Source organism: Hymenobacter persicinus, from assembly GCF_004167665.1.
GTDB lineage: Bacteria > Bacteroidota > Bacteroidia > Cytophagales > Hymenobacteraceae > Hymenobacter > Hymenobacter persicinus.
Genome location: NZ_SEWE01000051.1, coordinates 1 through 14,102, shown reverse-complemented (window position 1 = coordinate 14,102; position 14,102 = coordinate 1). Strand labels below are relative to the sequence as shown.

Below are 14,102 nucleotides of genomic sequence, written 5' to 3'. Positions count from 1 at the left end.
TTTCGGGTTTCCGCCGCTTTCGAGTGCCGCTCATCTTCTCATTCTCACGAATCAAGCCGGGTGCAACGACACGTCATCACCATTCTGGGCGGAGGATTTTCGGGCTCCATGCTGCTCGTGCAGCTGGCCCGCCTGCCCGGTGGGCCCTACGCCTGCGACGTGCACGTGGTGGAGCCGCGCCCTGCCCCCGGTCCGGGGCTGGCGTACTCGGCCCGGCGCCCGGAGTACCTGCTCAACGTGCGCACCCCGTTTCTGAGCGCCTTTCCCGACGAGCCTGACCACTTTACCAACTGGCTGCACCAAACCGGTTTGCCGGCCTGCGACGAACAGTTCTGCTCCCGCCAAACCTACGGCCGCTACCTGCAGGAGCTCGTGGCCGGCACCCTGGTCGCCCCGGCCAGCAACGGGCTGCGGTTTTTCTGCCACCCCGATGCTGCCATTTCCGCCGACCTGGCCGCGGACGGCCGCTCGGCTACCGTACGGCTGGCCGGCGGCGGAGAGCTCCTAAGCCAGCACGTGGTGCTCGCGCTGGGTAATTTTCCGCCCCTGCCGCCCACCGGCCCCGACCACCGCTACCTGACGCATCCTACTTACCACGGCAACCCCTGGGCTCCGGGGGCCCTGCGCGGCATTGCTCCCGAGGATTCGGTGCTGCTCATCGGCTCGGGCCTCACGGCCGTCGACGTACTGCTGGGCCTGCACGCCGACGGGCACACGGGCCCGGTCACGGTGGTGTCGCGCAATGGGCGCTGGCCGGCCGGGCACGGCCCGATGGGCCTTTCCTACCCCAACTTCTACGCCACGGACCTAGGCGGGCTGACCACCGTGGGCGCCGTACTGGGCGCCGTGCGCCGCCGCATCCGCGAAGCCGCCCGGCAGGGCATCGACTGGCGGCCCGTGCTGGATTCGCTACGGCCGGATTTGGGCCGAATCTGGGCGGCATGGCCGCTGGCGGAGCAGGCGCGGTTTCTGCGGCACGTGGCCTCCATCTGGTCGGTGCAGCGCCACCGCAGCCCGCCCCAGAACGTGGCGGCCGTTCAGGCCCTTATCGACGCCGGCGTTGTCGGGACGGCGCTGGGTAAGGTGCGGCAGATTGTCCCCCAGGGCGACGAGCTGGCCGTGCAGGTGCACAAAAACGGCCGGGACCGGTGGCTCACGGCCCGGCACGTTATCAGCTGCACGGGCCCCTTGCTCGACTACACCCGCATTGACGCGCCGCTGGTGGTGAGCTTGCGCGAGGCGGGCCATCTGGTGCCCGACCCGTTGCGCCTGGGCATCCAAACCGATGGGCACGGGGCGCTGCGCACCTCTCAGGGTGATATATCGGCAGTGTTCTACACGCTCGGACCGGCCCGGCGCCCGGCTTACTTTGAGTCGACGGCAGTGCCGGAGCTGCGTCAGCAGGCAGCGGCCCTGGCGGCCACGCTGGGCCAGCAGCTACCCGTCGGGCCTGTCGAAAGTCTGGGTTAACTGCAACGGCCAGCTTTCCGGGTGGAAAGCTGGCCGTTGCAGTTACGCATGCAAGGAGTTCTTAAGCAGCCCGCTCCTGTTGCGGCTCGGGGTACAATGGCAAAATAGTCAGCTCCTCAGCAGGAGCAGCGGACGGAATCAAGGCCGCCATATCGTCGGCGTGGCGGCGCAGGGCGCGCATGAGCAGATACTTGTACTTTTCCGCATCCGCCAAAGCCTGCTCAACGGCGCGCACGGCATCGTTGTAGGCGACTACCGCCTGGAGCTCCTTGCGTGGGCGGCGGGCTTCAAAAACGTGGTCATCGAGGTATTCAGCGGGATTTTTCATCGGGTCAAGTCAGCTTAAAATCGTAGCATTCTTCGCTGTATTACTAACAGAAAAGCCCGCGCCAACATTCCCCGGCGCGGGCTTTTCGAGTAGAAACTTTACGTGATTTTCAGGCTTTAATTTGGAGCACAATTTTACCAAACTGCTGCCCTTCGTCCAGGCGGCGCATGGCGGCTTCGCCTTCGGCCAGCGGAAAAACCTGGTCGACTACTGGCACCAGCGCGTGCCGGGTCACGAAGTCGACCATGGCGGCAAAATCGGCTTCAGTGCCCATGGTGGAGCCCAGAATGGAAAGCTGCTTCCAGAAGATCTTGGCCGGGGGCAGGTCCGAAATAGCGCCCAGGGTGCCCCCGTAAAACACGATACGGCCGCCCGGCGCGGCTGCATCGAGCAAGGCGCCGAAGCCCGGCCCGGCCGCGCTGTCCACGATGACGTCGAACGGCCCGCCGGCCTGCTTCACTAGGTCCGCAGCCCAGTTATCCTGGTGGTAGCTGATGCCGCCCCGGGCCCCGAGGGCCGTAGCGCGGGCCAGCTTATCCCCTGAGCCCGACGTCACCCAGACCTGGGCGCCGGCGGCCACGGCCAGTTGCAAAGCCAGCAGGGCCACGCCGCCCCCCACGCCGGTGATGAGCACCCGCTCCCCGGCCTGGAGTCCGGCCCGGGTAAACACCGACCGGTAGGCCGTGACGCCACCCACGGGCAGAGCGGCCGCCTGTTCGAAGGACAGGTGGGCGGGCAGGGCGTAGACTTTCTCGGCCGGTACGCTCACACATTCGGCGAACGTGCCCTGCTGGGGCAGCCCCAGAATCGTGAAGCTGCGGGCCTGAGCGCGCGGATTGTCGCCCCAGTTCTGCCCGGGGTTGATGAGCACGCGCTGGCCCAGCAGGCTGGCATCGGCGCCCTCGCCCAGGGCCGTCACCACCCCGGCCCCGTCGGAGCCCAGGATGCAGGGAAACCTCAGGCCGGCGTACTGCCCTTTCTGAATCCAGACGTCGCGGTGGTTGAGGGCCGCGGCGCGCAGCTCAACTAGTACCTCCCCCGGACCGGGCGCGGGCGTGGGAACTTCGGTGAGGTGAAGCGGCTGGCCGATGCCATTGAGCTGAAGAGCGTGCATAAACGGTGGTTGGGAAGAGTTAGAAACAAACAAGCCGGCTCTGGTGCAGTGGCAGGCCGCGCCGGGGCCGGCAAAAGTCGGCAGCAAAACCGAAACGGACCACCCTACAGAAACCGCTGGGCCAGCTCCGGCGAAGGCAGCAGGCAGGCATCCTGGCGCCCAAACCACTGGTAGCGGTGCCGGGCCACGAACCGGTAGAGGGCGTCGCGCCAGCGGCGGGGCAGCAGCCGAGCCACCGTCAGTAGCCGCCACATGCCGCCCAGCCGCCGGGCAATCTGGAGTACGGCCGTGGAATGGGAATACACCTGCCCGTCGGCAACCAGCAGCACTGATTCGGGGTCGGCAGCCGGCAGTTGCGCGCCCTGGGCCTCCAGCACAGCCCGCCCGGCCGCCGACTGCAGGGAGGCAAAGCGGAAGCGCCCGGCCGGGTCGTGGCGGATGATAAACTGCACGAAGCCGTTGCAGAGGTTGCAGACGCCGTCGAAGAGGATAGTGGCAGGTTCAGGGGAAGACATGGCCGAAGCGAAGCTGGATACGGTAAAGCAACCGGAAACCCGGCGAAAAGTAACGCCCTTCTGCTAAAGTAACGCCCTTCTGCTTACGCAGCCCCGGGCCGGCAGTTTGCCCGGCGCACCGGGCAGAAGCGTTGGCGCGGCGGGGCGGCAGGCGAAAACTCAACGCTACCGGCTTTCCGGCAAAATCCCGCGTAAGAAACAACGGCCGCCCATCCACCGCCGGAAAAAGCCGCCCTGCCCGCCGCGCTGCCGCCTATGCTCCGACTGCTCCGCCTGCTTCGTCGCCCCTTCACTCTCGACCTGCGGGCCCTGGCGCTGCTGCGCATCGGGGTGGCGGCCGTCGTGCTGCTCGATTTGGCCATTCGCAGCACTGATTTGGAGGCTCACTACTCGAATATGGGCGTGCTGCCCCTGCACGTGCTGCAACAGTACTGCTGGAATCCCTACCAGTTTTCCTTGCACGCTGCCAGCGGCCTGTGGGTGGTGCAGGCCGGGCTGTTTGGGCTGGCCGTAGTGGTGGCCGGGGCCTTGCTGGTGGGCTATCAGACCCGCACGGCCACGGTGTTGTCCTGGATTCTGCTCGTGTCGGTGCAGAACCGCAACCCGCTTATCGGGCAGGGCGGCGACGACCTGCTGCGGATGCTGCTGTTCTGGGCCATCTTTCTGCCCTGGGGCCGATTCTACTCCCTGGACTCGCGCCGCCGGCCCCAGCCCGCGGCCGAGGAGTATTTCAGCGCCGCCACGGTGGCCTACGTGCTGCAGATTGCGCTGGTCTACTGGTGTACGGCTCTGCTGAAAAGCGGCCCCGAGTGGAACCGCGACGGAACCGCCATCTACTACGCCCTCAGCCTCGACCAGGTGCTGATGCCCGGCGGCCGCCTGCTCTACGCCTACCCGGGGCTGATGCGGGTGCTCACGTTTGCTACCTACTACACCGAGCTGCTGTTGCCTTTCGTGCTGCTGCTGCCGTTTGGGGTGCGCTGGTGGCGGCTGCTGTTTGTGGGCGTGATGTTCGGCTTTCACCTGGGCATCAGCCTGACGCTGTTTGTGGGGCTGTTTTTCCTGATCAACCTAGTTTCGGTGCTGGGGCTGCTGCCGCCCGTGGCCCTCGACTGGCTGGAAAGGTTCGGGCGCCCCCGGGCCTGGCAGTTGGCCCCGTACCTGACCCGGCCGCTGTCCACTTTTCGGCCCCGACTGGCTCGCCTGCGCAGCCCGGTGCGGATTCGGGTGGAATCCACGGTGCAGCTTTCCGACCGGGGCCGGTGGCTGGCCCGCGCCCTGCGCGACACGCTGGTGGCCGTGCTGCTGGGCTACGTGGTGTGGTGGAACCTGGACAGCGTGCAGGGCCAACCCGCGCTGCATATGTCGGCACCGCTGCGGTGGTTTGGCTACCTGTTCCGCGTCGACCAGCACTGGGGCATGTTTGCGCCCACCGTGTTCAAGGACGACGGCTGGTACATTCTGGAGGGCACCACCACCACGGGCCAGCGCCTCGACCTGAACCGGGGCGGGGCGCCGGTGCGCTACGGCAAGCCAGCCTCGGTGATGGCGCTGTTCAAGAATGACCGGTGGCGCAAGTATTCGGAGAACTACCTGTTCGTCGACAATGCCTACATGCGGCCCTACTACTGCAACTATCTGCTGCGCCTCTGGCACGAAAACCCGGCCCATCCGCCCCTGCGTCAGCTCGAAGTTATCTACATGAAGGAAGTGTCCTTGCCCGACTACCGAGTGGCCGCGCCCGTGCGGGAAGTGCTTTGCGGATGCGCCCCAGAAACGCCGACAGACCCAAACCAGCAGTAGCTTATCTGTTTATAAATCAACACAAACCACTGTTGCAAGCTTAGCCGTAACCATCCCGGCGGCGGCGGTTTCGTAGGAAGAATACCCGTCCACCTCACCGCTACGATTATGCCCAACCATGCCACCCGCGCCACCACTCCCGACTTGCAGGCCGTCGTGCCCGGAGTCTGGGGGCTGCGCAACGTGTTTGTCAACCTGTATTTCCTGCGCGACACCTCCTCCCCGCTCGAGCCCTGGGTGCTGGTTGACGCCGGCCTCTACGGCTCGGCCGACAAAATTCGCCGCCAGGCCGAGGCCATTTTCGGACCCAACAACCCACCGGCGGCCATCATCCTCACCCACGGCCACTTCGACCACGTGGGCGCGCTGAAAACCCTGGCCGAAACCTGGAACGTGCCCGTGTACGCTCACCCCCTGGAGCTGCCTTACCTCACCGGCCGGTCCTCGTATCCGCCCCCGGACCCCTCGGTGGGCGGGGGCGCCATGGCGGCCCTGTCGTTTCTCTACCCCCGCAAGCCCATCGACCTGGGTTCCCGGGTGCAGGCCCTACCCGTCAATGGCACGGTCCCGTTTCTGGCCGAGTGGCGCTGGCTGCACACTCCTGGCCACTCCCCCGGCCACGTTTCCTTTTTTCGGGAATCCGACCGTACCCTGCTGGCCGGCGACGCTTTCGTGACCGTGCAGCAGGAATCGGGGCTGGCGGTACTCGAGCAGCAGCAGGAAGTGCACGGCCCGCCCGCCTACTTCACCATCGACTGGGCTCAGGCGCGCGAATCGGTGGCGAAGCTGGCGGCCCTGGAGCCCCAGGTGGCGGCCACCGGCCACGGCATTCCGATGCACGGCGAGGAGCTCCGCCGCCAGCTCCACGAGCTATCCGCCCACTTCGACCAAGTGGCCGTGCCCGCCCAGGGCCGCTACGTGGGTCACCCGGCCGTCACCGACGAGACCGGGGTCGTGGCGGTGCCGCCGCGGCCGGAGGCGCCCCTGCCCAAGTGGATCATCGGGGCGGCGCTGGTTGGTGGGCTAGGCTACCTGCTGCTGCGCGACAGAAACGGCCAGCCTAACAGCCGCGCGGGCCACCGGGAGCCGCGGGGTCGCTACGCCCGGCGCCACCGCGACGAATACGAGTTTTAGCGCCGTACGAACTCCGATTGAAAGCTGCCGCCGAAAAGCCCGCTCGGGTTCTTGGCGGCAGCTTTCCACTTACTCGGCCGCGGGCAGCAGGTCGCAGTACCAGAACGCGGCCTCCCCGGCCCCGGCCGGGGCCGGATAGGTGCGGCGCACGATTTCACCGCGCGCAAAGGCTATGGGTGCCGAAAAGTACGGAGCGTTGAAGACGAAGCTGTGGTACTCCCCATTTTCGCCGCAGGGGTCCACGCCGTCGGGCAGGTCGCGCAGAAAGCTCTCGTCGAGCAGACGGCCGCAGAAGCTTTGGTCGAGATACTGCTCATTGACGCACACCACCACGGCTTGGAAGCCCAGGGCCAGAAAGTCGCGCAGAATCTCGACGCCGGGGCGCTGCCAGAGCGGGAAAAGGGCCGTTATGCCCATACCGGCCAGCTGCTGTTCCCGGTAAGCGCGCAGGTCGGCCAGGAAAATGTCGCCGAAGGCCGCGTGCCGGATACCCTGGGCCACCAGCGGCGCCAGCGCGGCCTGCATCCGGTGCTCATACTCGGCCATGTCGGGCGCGGCGGGCAGCTCCAGCTGGGTCAGGGGCAAGCCAATGCGCCGGGCCTGGGCTTCGAGCAGGGCCACGCGCACGCCGTGCATCGACACCCGTTGGTAGTGGGCATTGACGCTCGTCAGCAGGTGCACTACCTCGTAGCGGGCATCGTGCAGCAGCGCATACAGAGCCAGGGCCGAGTCTTTGCCCCCGCTCCAATTCATAAAAACCGGAACCGCCATGCCGCAAAGCTAGCAGTTCGGGCCCGCTGACCTAGCTGCCACCCGGCCAAACCGCGTATACCCTTCTCCAGTCTTACCTTACTACCAAACCTCAACCCTATGAAACTCACCCAGCGTGTGCTGCTGGCCGGGGCCCTGGCCGCCTCCGCCACTTTCGCCGCCTGCGACCGGGCCCGTACGCCCGGCACCGACCAGCAAACCACCAACGACTTTTCGGACGCCCCACCCGCCCGGACCATTGAAACCAACATGGACAGCGTCAACAACCAGCAGACCGTGACGCCTCCTTCGGGCACGGGCTCGGCCAACGACCAGCAGCAGGCCACCAACCAGGGCACGGCTACCCCGCCCGGGGGCGTGAATCAGTCGACGCCGGTGGAAGGCGCCGCCGGTGGCCCCCCACCCGCCGGGTCGGCTTCTTACAACAACACCAAGAGCGGTACCAACTCCTCGACCACAACCACGCCCGGGCAGAAATAAGCTGCCGGCCGTTCAACCAAAATGCCCCGCAGCTGATGCTGCGGGGCTTTTTTGCGTTCTATTTACGCAAGCGGATCAGCTGCCCACGCCGCGACGGAGCTGGGGTCCGGCGTAGCGCCGCACCTGCAGGGGCTTGGGGGCCCGGGCCACGGCCAGGCTGCTGCTGACGGTGGCGGCGTCTTCGGCCAGGGCCCAAGCCGGATCGGGCACCTGAGTTTGTTCACCCAGTCCTTTGCGCAGGTGGAAGCTGGCAAACGTAGCCGCCACCGCCGCTACGCTGCCCAGGAGTGCCCCCACGGCCACCTGCCGGTTTTTGCCCGCCTTGTAGAGCGTGGCCCCGATCAGGGCGCCGGACAGGGCCCGGCCCAGCAGGGCGGTGGGGTCGGTGCGGTTGGGCATGCCGGGTGCCTTGTCGGCTACCATTTCGGCGCCGGCCAGCACCTTAAGGCCGGTTGCCGCCAGGTTTGATTGCAGGAACCGCAGCGGGGAAGCGGCCAGAAACGGGGACTTGTGCCGGGCCAGGGAGCCGCTGAGCGTGGCCAGGGGCGTCATGCTGCGCAACCCAGCGAGGGCGCCGGCCCCGAGGGCCTGCCAGAATATTTTTGCCATCAGAATCGGGGGTTAGAGGAAAAGCTACCCGCTTAAACGCACAACCGGGCCGGGCGTTGGTGCTGAATTCGGGTCGGCAGCCTTAGCGCTCCAGCTTGAAATCCGGGTCGGGTACGGGGCGAGCCGGGCGGTTGGCCACGGCCCAGCCCGTGAGGTAGGCCCAGCGCGTGACAGCGGCCAGCTTGGCAATATTGATGGTGGCCGGCTCGTCCCGGGGCGTGTGGTAGTCAGGGTGCAGCAGGGTGGTAAACATGACCGCCGGAATGCCCAGGCGGGCGTACGGCAGGTGGTCGGAGCGGAAATACCAGCCCTCGGGATGAGTGGGCTGGTCCCAGAGCGTGTCGAGCTTGAACTTTGGCCCCGCCGCATTGGCCGCCCAGGCCGTGCGCACCAGGTCGAGGGAGTTGCGGTGGGGTCGCTGGGCACCGAGCAGCGCGGCGCTGTCGGGAGCATTGCGGCCAATCATTTCCAGGTTGAGCACGGCGGCAATGGCCTGGCGCGGCACCGTGGGGTGGGCCGAGTAGTAGCGCGAGCCCAGCAAGCCCCGTTCCTCGGCCCCGTGAAACACAAACAGCGCCGAGCGGCGCGCCGGCTGCTGCCGGAAGGCCCGCATCAGCGCCAGCGTGGCCGCGCAGCCGGTGGCGTTGTCGTCGGCGCCGTTGCGGATGGAGTCGCCGGCCACGGGCTTGCGCACCCCGTCGTGGTCTTGGTGGGTGCTGAAAAGCACGTATTCGTTGCGCAGCTGAGCGTCGGTGCCGGGCAGCTTGGCCACGATGTTCACCGACGGATACAGAAAGCTTTCCACCTCCAGGCGGGCTGTAAACGGCTGGCCGACCGCCGCCTGCACCGCGGGCAGGGCGCTGGCGGGCAGCCACACGGTAGGCGCTTGGGTCGTGACCAGCGCGTTAGGTCCGCCGGGCAGGTCGTAGCGGCCCCGCTCGTAGCCCGAGCCCCAGTGGTCGTAGATGTCCTGGGCGCGGGCATCCGACACGACCACCACCGCCACGGCCCCGGCCTTGACCAGCTCCGCCGCCCGGTCGCGGATGGTGGCCGTCAGGTAACGGCGGTAGCTGATGCCGTTGGTGGGCTGACCCGAAACCACGAAAGCCACGGCCTTGCCCTTCAGGTCGGCTTTGCTGAGCTCTGCCGGCGTGGCCGTGCCCGCGTACACCAGCGGGGCCGTAACGGCCGCATTCACTGGGGCCACCACCATGGCATCCTGGTTGAGCACGAGCGCACGTGAACCGATGCTGACCCGGCTGGCGGCCGTGAGGCGGGTCCGCTGAATCTGAAAGAATTGAAAGAAGGTGCCGTCGTCGCCGGCGGGCTCCAACCCGATGGCGCGGGCTTGCTCGGCAATCCACACGGACGCGCGCAGTTCGTCGAGGGTACCAGCCTCCCGACCCCGGAAATGGTCGTCGGATAAGGCAAATAGGTCGCGGCGCAGGTCGGCTTCGCGGATGGCCCCCAGCCCCGCGCGGCCGTCGGCCGCCTTAGCCTGGGTCTTGGCCGTCGCCGAGGTTTTCTGCGCTTCAGCCGGGCTGCCGAGCAACAGGGCGGCGCCGAGCAGCCCCAACCGGCCGGCGTGCAAAAGAAAAGATGAGTTCATGGCAAGCAATTAGTGGGCAGAAAGAGGCCCGTCGTCCCGGAGCGGACAACGGGCCTCGGTAGTGAAGCAACGTACGGCAGCCGTTTATTTCTGGTCGGCGGCCCAGTCGTCCATCTTGCGCTCCAGCACCGACAGCGGCATCACGCCGTCCTTGAGCAGCTCGTCGTGGAAGGCGCTGAGGCTGAAATGCTCACCATTTTGGCGCGGGTACTTTTCGCGCAGCTTGCCCGAGGCCCCGGCCCCGAGCTGCTTGGCGTACTTGGCCCGCAGCTCCCGAATCTTGAGCTGCCCGATTTTGTAGCTCAGCGCCTGCCCCGGAATGGCCATGTAGCGCTCAATGGCCGAGGTAGCATCTTCCTTGCTGATGGCCAGGTTGTCGAGCATGTAGGCAATGGCTTGCTCCCGGGTCATCTGCCCGGTGTGCATCCCGGTATCGACAACTAAGCGCACGGCCCGCAGCATTTCGTCGCCGAGGGCGCCCATGTACTGGTAGGGGTCGGTGTAGAGGCCCAGTTCCTTGCCCAGGCTTTCCGTGTACAAGGCCCAGCCTTCGCCCATGGCCCCGTACCAAGCGAAGCGGCGGAATTTGGGCAGGGCCTCGTTTTCCTGCTGCAGCGAAACCTGGTAGTGGTGGCCCGGAATGGCCTCGTGCAGAAACAACGATTCCATGCCGCCGGTGGTAATGAACTTGGTGGCGTCCAGAATCGGGACGTAGAAAATGCCGGGGCGGGAGCCGTCAGGGGTGCCGGGGTTGTACTCGGCCGAGGCGGAAGCTTCGCGAAACTTCTCGGTTTCCCGGATTTCAAACCCCGACTTCGGCGTGCGCCCAAACATCTTCTTCAGGTTGGGCGTGATGCGGGCCTGAATGGTGCGAAACGCGCCCAACACCTCTTCCGGCGTCTTATAGGGCATGAATTTCTTGTCCGTGGTCAGGTAGGTGAAGAAGGAACGCAGGTCGCCCTGGTAGCCCACCTGGTTTTTGGTTTTCTCCATCTCGGCCCGGATGCGCTGCACCTCGTTGAGACCGGTCTGGTGAATCTGGGCCGGGGTCAGGTCGGTGGTGGTCCAGTACTTCACCAGGTACTTGTAGTCCTGGGCGCCGTGGGGCAGGGCGTTGATGCCGGTGCTGGGCCGCGACTTGGGCAGGTACTCCTTTTCCAAAAAGTCGCCGAGCTTCCGGTACGAGGGCACCAAATCGGTCAGGATGGCCTGCTGGTAGGCCGTGGTCAGGCGCCGTTTGTCGGCCGCCGCCATATCCTGGGGCAGGGCGGTGATGGGGCCGTAGAACAGGCTTTTGGTGGCATCACTCACCACCAGGTCGCGCATCTGCGGAATCATTTTCTCGACCAAAGCCCGGGGCAGCACCACGCCGGCCTTCATGCCCGCGCGGAAGTTTTCGATGGCCGAATCGGTCCAGGCGGGGAAGCCATGCACGCGGCCCAGCCAATTGTCGTAGTCCTTGGCCGTTTTAAACGGCTGGGCGCCCGCCCCCGACCCGTACTGCCCCAACGACAGCGGCAGCCCGCCAAACTGGTTGAAGGGAATCATCCACTGGTTGGGGTAGTCGCCGCCAACCAGAATGCCCTGCTTGAGGCCGTCGAGGCGCATTTGCAGGTCGTACTGGAAGATGTCGAAGCTGACCTTGTCGTTCGGACTCAGCTCATCGCGCTTGAACTTGCCGAGCTGGGTGAGGTAGCGCTGGTAAAACGAGACGAGTCCGTCGCGGAAGGCCGGGGTCTGGTCGTTGGGCAGCTGGTCGTTGTAGCGGTTGTCGCCCTGGGCCGTGGCCGCCAGCGGAAACAGCTTGGCCTGCTCTTCCCAGTAGTTGGCAAACAGCGTGTTCAGGTCTTTCACGTCGGCGGCAGCTTCGGTATCGGTGGTGGTGCCGTCGGCGGTTTTCTGCTGATTGCAGCCGGCCAGCAGCGCACCGGCCAGCAGGCCGGTGAGGGCAAGTTTTTTCATGCAACAAGAAAGCGTGTGGTTGGGAGCCGGAATGTAACAAGATTCGGCGCATTGCGCGGGTGTGGCCGCCCGGCGCCGCCCGACAGCCCGCGCCGCCACTGCGCCCGGGCTGTTCTGGCCGCCCTATCTTTACCCCGACAGCCCCAGGCAACCCGGCCCGCAAAATCGGGTTATTTTCGTATCTTCTGGAGCCTTTCCCCGGCGGCTGGGCCCGGTCCTGCCCTTCCGCTGCTGCCTGTATCATTCATGCCCGCCCCGAATCCGTCGTCTTCTCCCGACCTTCCTTTTCTCGTCGCCGCCCTGCCTGGTCAGATTAGCGCCGATGCCTGTACCCTGCTGCATACGATGCCCTGGGGCGTGCTGGGCCTGGCCGCCGACGGCACCGTGACCGTGCTCAACCCCGCGGCCAGCGCCCTGTGGGGAGTTGAAGCGGCCGAAGTGCTGGGGCAGCTCCCGGGCCGGGTGGTGCCCGCCGTGCTGCCCCCGCAGCTAGTGCTCGACCTGGCCCAGGCCGCGCCCACCCCCGCTACGTACTGGCTGCCCCACACCCAGCAGTGGATCTGCATGCGCACGGCTCCGGCGGGGGAAGGAGGCCGCTGGGTGTACTGGGACAATGTGACGAGCGGGCAGCAGGCCCGCCACCACCGCCGCAAGCGCCGCCACACCCTCGACCGGCTGGCGGCCCTGGAGCAAGCCTCCAGCTCGGGCAGCTACCAGGTGGAACTAGACACGATGACCTTTCATTTGTCGGCGGGCATGTACCGGCTCTTTGGCGAAACTCCGGCTACGTTCAAGGTCACTCCGGCCGAGGTTGAGGCCCGCTCTCACCCCGACGATGTGGTTTCAGTTCGGGAGATTCTGGCCCAGGCCATTCTCCGCAAGCAGCCCTTTCGCTACCTGCGCCGCATTTTCCGCCCCGACGGACAGCTGCGCACGCTCGAAACCCACGGCAGCATTATCTGCGACGCGGCCGGCCACCCGGTACAGATGCTGGGGCTGGTGCAGGACATTACCGAGCGCCAGCAGGCCGAAGCCACCATGCTGGGGGTGCAGCAGAAGCTGGCCCAGCAGGCCACCGACCAGTACCGCACCCTGTTTCGGGCGCTTGACGAAGGCTACCTGCTGGCCCAGGTCGAGTTCGACGAGCAGCACCAGACCGTCGACATTCTTTACCTCGACGCCAACCCGGCCGCCACGCGCATGATGGGCCAGGACTACACCGGCAAGCACCTGCGCGACATTACCCCGCCCTCCGAGCCGTACTGGTACGAGCTCTTCGGGCGCGTAGCCCGGACCGGCGTCAGTGAGCGGCTCGAGCTGTACGCTCAGACCACCGACGGGTGGTACGACTTCTACATGTTCAGAATCGGCGACGAGGGCAGCGCCCGGGTGGCCGTGGTATTTCGGGACGTGACCGAGCGGCGGCAGCGCGAAGCCCACGCCGCGTTTCTGACCGGCATTCAGGACGATTTTTCCCGGCTGGCCACCCCCGACGAGATTATGCAGGCCAGCAGCGCCAAGATCTGCGCCTACCTGCAGCTCGACACTTGCTGCTTTCTCGACATCGACCAAAACCAGGAGTACGACCTGCAGGTGACCTACTGCTGGCATAGCCCCAGCTCGCCCGACCTGCGCGGCGCCTACCGCAGTCAGGATTTTCTGAGCGCCGAGTTTATCCGGGCCAGCAGGGCCGGGGAGCCCACCATCATCTGCGACACCCAGACCGATGCCCGCGCCCTGGCCAGCGCCGCCACCTACACCCAGCTCGGCATCCGGGCCATGGTAGGCTTCCCTTTTCACCGCGGCGGGGAGTGGCAGTATCTGTTCAGCGTGTCGGCGGCGGCGCCCCGCCACTGGCAGCCCGACGAGGTGGAGCTGCTGGAGGAAGTGGCCCGGCGACTGTTTCCGCGCCTGGAGCGGGCCCGGGCTGAGGAAGCCTTGCGCCGCTCAGAGGCTCGCTACCGCTCCTTATTTGAAACCATGGCCGAAGGCTTTGCCGTGTGCGAATTGGTGCGCGACGCCCAGGGCCGGGCCGTCGACTGGCGCTACATCGAGCTCAACCCGGCCTGGGAGCGGCAAACGGGCCTCTCGCGCGAAGCCGCTTTCCAAACCACGGCCCGTCACTTGTTGCCCGACTTAGAGCAGTGGTGGTACGAGGCCTTTGAGCAGGTGGTCGACTCGGGCGAAGCGTCCCGGTTTGAGAATTACGTCGAGACGCTGGGCCGCTGGTACCAGGTGGTGGTGTTTCCGCAAAAGGAAAACCAGCGCTTTGCCGTGCTCTACGACGATATCACGGACCGCAAGCAG

The 14,102-nt window shown here is 66.3% G+C and carries 12 protein-coding genes; 5 read left to right on the top strand and 7 right to left on the bottom strand.

Features of this window, described 5'->3' with window-relative positions; translation table 11 throughout:
* Window positions 1–60 precede the first annotated feature (60 nt).
* Entirely contained in the window at window positions 61–1,470 is a 1,410-nt protein-coding gene (locus tag EWM57_RS17960; RefSeq protein WP_129922606.1) for an FAD/NAD(P)-binding protein, read from the top strand.
* Between the two features lie 61 nt (window positions 1,471–1,531).
* On the opposite strand, the gene EWM57_RS17955 is transcribed toward EWM57_RS17960, so the two are convergent.
* The 3 genes from EWM57_RS17955 to EWM57_RS17945 all read right to left on the bottom strand — a co-directional run bounded on the left by EWM57_RS17955 (window position 1,532) and on the right by EWM57_RS17945 (window position 3,427).
* Complete coding sequence (locus EWM57_RS17955) at window positions 1,532–1,798, bottom strand: hypothetical protein (protein WP_129922604.1); 267 nt, start codon at window positions 1,796–1,798, stop codon at window positions 1,532–1,534.
* 109 nt (window positions 1,799–1,907) lie between these two features.
* Window positions 1,908–2,912, bottom strand: coding sequence for a zinc-binding dehydrogenase (locus EWM57_RS17950; protein ID WP_129922602.1), 1,005 nt, complete (start codon window positions 2,910–2,912; stop codon window positions 1,908–1,910).
* A 104-nt stretch (window positions 2,913–3,016) separates the two neighbouring features.
* Window positions 3,017–3,427 (bottom strand): thiol-disulfide oxidoreductase DCC family protein, encoded by a 411-nt coding sequence (locus EWM57_RS17945; RefSeq protein ID WP_129922600.1) that lies wholly within the window; start codon window positions 3,425–3,427, stop codon window positions 3,017–3,019.
* A gap of 255 nt (window positions 3,428–3,682) precedes the next feature.
* Here EWM57_RS17945 and EWM57_RS17940 point away from each other — a divergent pair, with 255 nt between their 5' ends.
* Window positions 3,683–5,230, top strand: coding sequence for an HTTM domain-containing protein (locus tag EWM57_RS17940; RefSeq protein ID WP_129922598.1), 1,548 nt, complete (start codon window positions 3,683–3,685; stop codon window positions 5,228–5,230).
* Window positions 5,231–5,338: 108 nt separating this feature from the next.
* Window positions 5,339–6,364, top strand: a complete 1,026-nt coding sequence (locus EWM57_RS17935) for an MBL fold metallo-hydrolase (protein WP_129922596.1) — start codon at window positions 5,339–5,341, stop codon at window positions 6,362–6,364.
* 69 nt (window positions 6,365–6,433) lie between these two features.
* Here EWM57_RS17935 and EWM57_RS17930 read toward each other — a convergent pair whose 3' ends face one another.
* Window positions 6,434–7,135: an adenine nucleotide alpha hydrolase gene (locus tag EWM57_RS17930; protein ID WP_242510131.1), complete on the bottom strand. Its 702-nt coding sequence runs from the start codon at window positions 7,133–7,135 to the stop codon at window positions 6,434–6,436.
* 99 nt (window positions 7,136–7,234) lie between these two features.
* Here EWM57_RS17930 and EWM57_RS17925 point away from each other — a divergent pair, with 99 nt between their 5' ends.
* Entirely contained in the window at window positions 7,235–7,615 is a 381-nt protein-coding gene (locus tag EWM57_RS17925) for a hypothetical protein (RefSeq protein ID WP_129922594.1), read from the top strand.
* Between the two features lie 75 nt (window positions 7,616–7,690).
* On the opposite strand, the gene EWM57_RS17920 is transcribed toward EWM57_RS17925, so the two are convergent.
* From EWM57_RS17920 to EWM57_RS17910, 3 genes are all read right to left on the bottom strand, one after another.
* Window positions 7,691–8,224, bottom strand: coding sequence for a DUF4126 family protein (locus tag EWM57_RS17920; protein ID WP_129922592.1), 534 nt, complete (start codon window positions 8,222–8,224; stop codon window positions 7,691–7,693).
* Window positions 8,225–8,306: 82 nt separating this feature from the next.
* On the bottom strand, window positions 8,307–9,833 hold the full coding sequence (locus EWM57_RS17915) for a M28 family metallopeptidase (RefSeq protein WP_129922590.1): 1,527 nt from the start codon (window positions 9,831–9,833) through the stop codon (window positions 8,307–8,309).
* Between the two features lie 84 nt (window positions 9,834–9,917).
* Window positions 9,918–11,795 carry a DUF885 domain-containing protein gene (locus tag EWM57_RS17910; RefSeq protein WP_129922588.1) on the bottom strand — a complete coding sequence of 626 codons (1,878 nt, stop codon included), beginning with the start codon at window positions 11,793–11,795 and terminating at the stop codon, window positions 9,918–9,920.
* A 246-nt stretch (window positions 11,796–12,041) separates the two neighbouring features.
* On the opposite strand from EWM57_RS17910, the gene EWM57_RS17905 reads away from it, so the two are divergent.
* A partial coding sequence (locus tag EWM57_RS17905) for a PAS domain S-box protein (RefSeq protein WP_129922586.1) occupies window positions 12,042–14,102 on the top strand: 2,061 nt, incomplete at its 3' end.

What these genes read in the sequence shown, in the direction of transcription:
- EWM57_RS17955 (WP_129922604.1), bottom strand. Translation starts at nt 1,798, where the DNA reads ATGAAAAATCCCGCTGAATACCTCGATGACCACGTTTTTGAAGCCCGC.
- EWM57_RS17950 (WP_129922602.1), bottom strand. Translation starts at nt 2,912, where the DNA reads ATGCACGCTCTTCAGCTCAATGGCATCGGCCAGCCGCTTCACCTCACC.
- EWM57_RS17945 (WP_129922600.1), bottom strand. Translation starts at nt 3,427, where the DNA reads ATGTCTTCCCCTGAACCTGCCACTATCCTCTTCGACGGCGTCTGCAAC.
- EWM57_RS17940 (WP_129922598.1), top strand. Translation starts at nt 3,683, where the DNA reads ATGCTCCGACTGCTCCGCCTGCTTCGTCGCCCCTTCACTCTCGACCTG.
- EWM57_RS17935 (WP_129922596.1), top strand. Translation starts at nt 5,339, where the DNA reads ATGCCCAACCATGCCACCCGCGCCACCACTCCCGACTTGCAGGCCGTC.
- EWM57_RS17930 (WP_242510131.1), bottom strand. Translation starts at nt 7,135, where the DNA reads ATGGCGGTTCCGGTTTTTATGAATTGGAGCGGGGGCAAAGACTCGGCC.
- EWM57_RS17925 (WP_129922594.1), top strand. Translation starts at nt 7,235, where the DNA reads ATGAAACTCACCCAGCGTGTGCTGCTGGCCGGGGCCCTGGCCGCCTCC.
- EWM57_RS17920 (WP_129922592.1), bottom strand. Translation starts at nt 8,224, where the DNA reads ATGGCAAAAATATTCTGGCAGGCCCTCGGGGCCGGCGCCCTCGCTGGG.
- EWM57_RS17915 (WP_129922590.1), bottom strand. Translation starts at nt 9,833, where the DNA reads ATGAACTCATCTTTTCTTTTGCACGCCGGCCGGTTGGGGCTGCTCGGC.
- EWM57_RS17910 (WP_129922588.1), bottom strand. Translation starts at nt 11,795, where the DNA reads ATGAAAAAACTTGCCCTCACCGGCCTGCTGGCCGGTGCGCTGCTGGCC.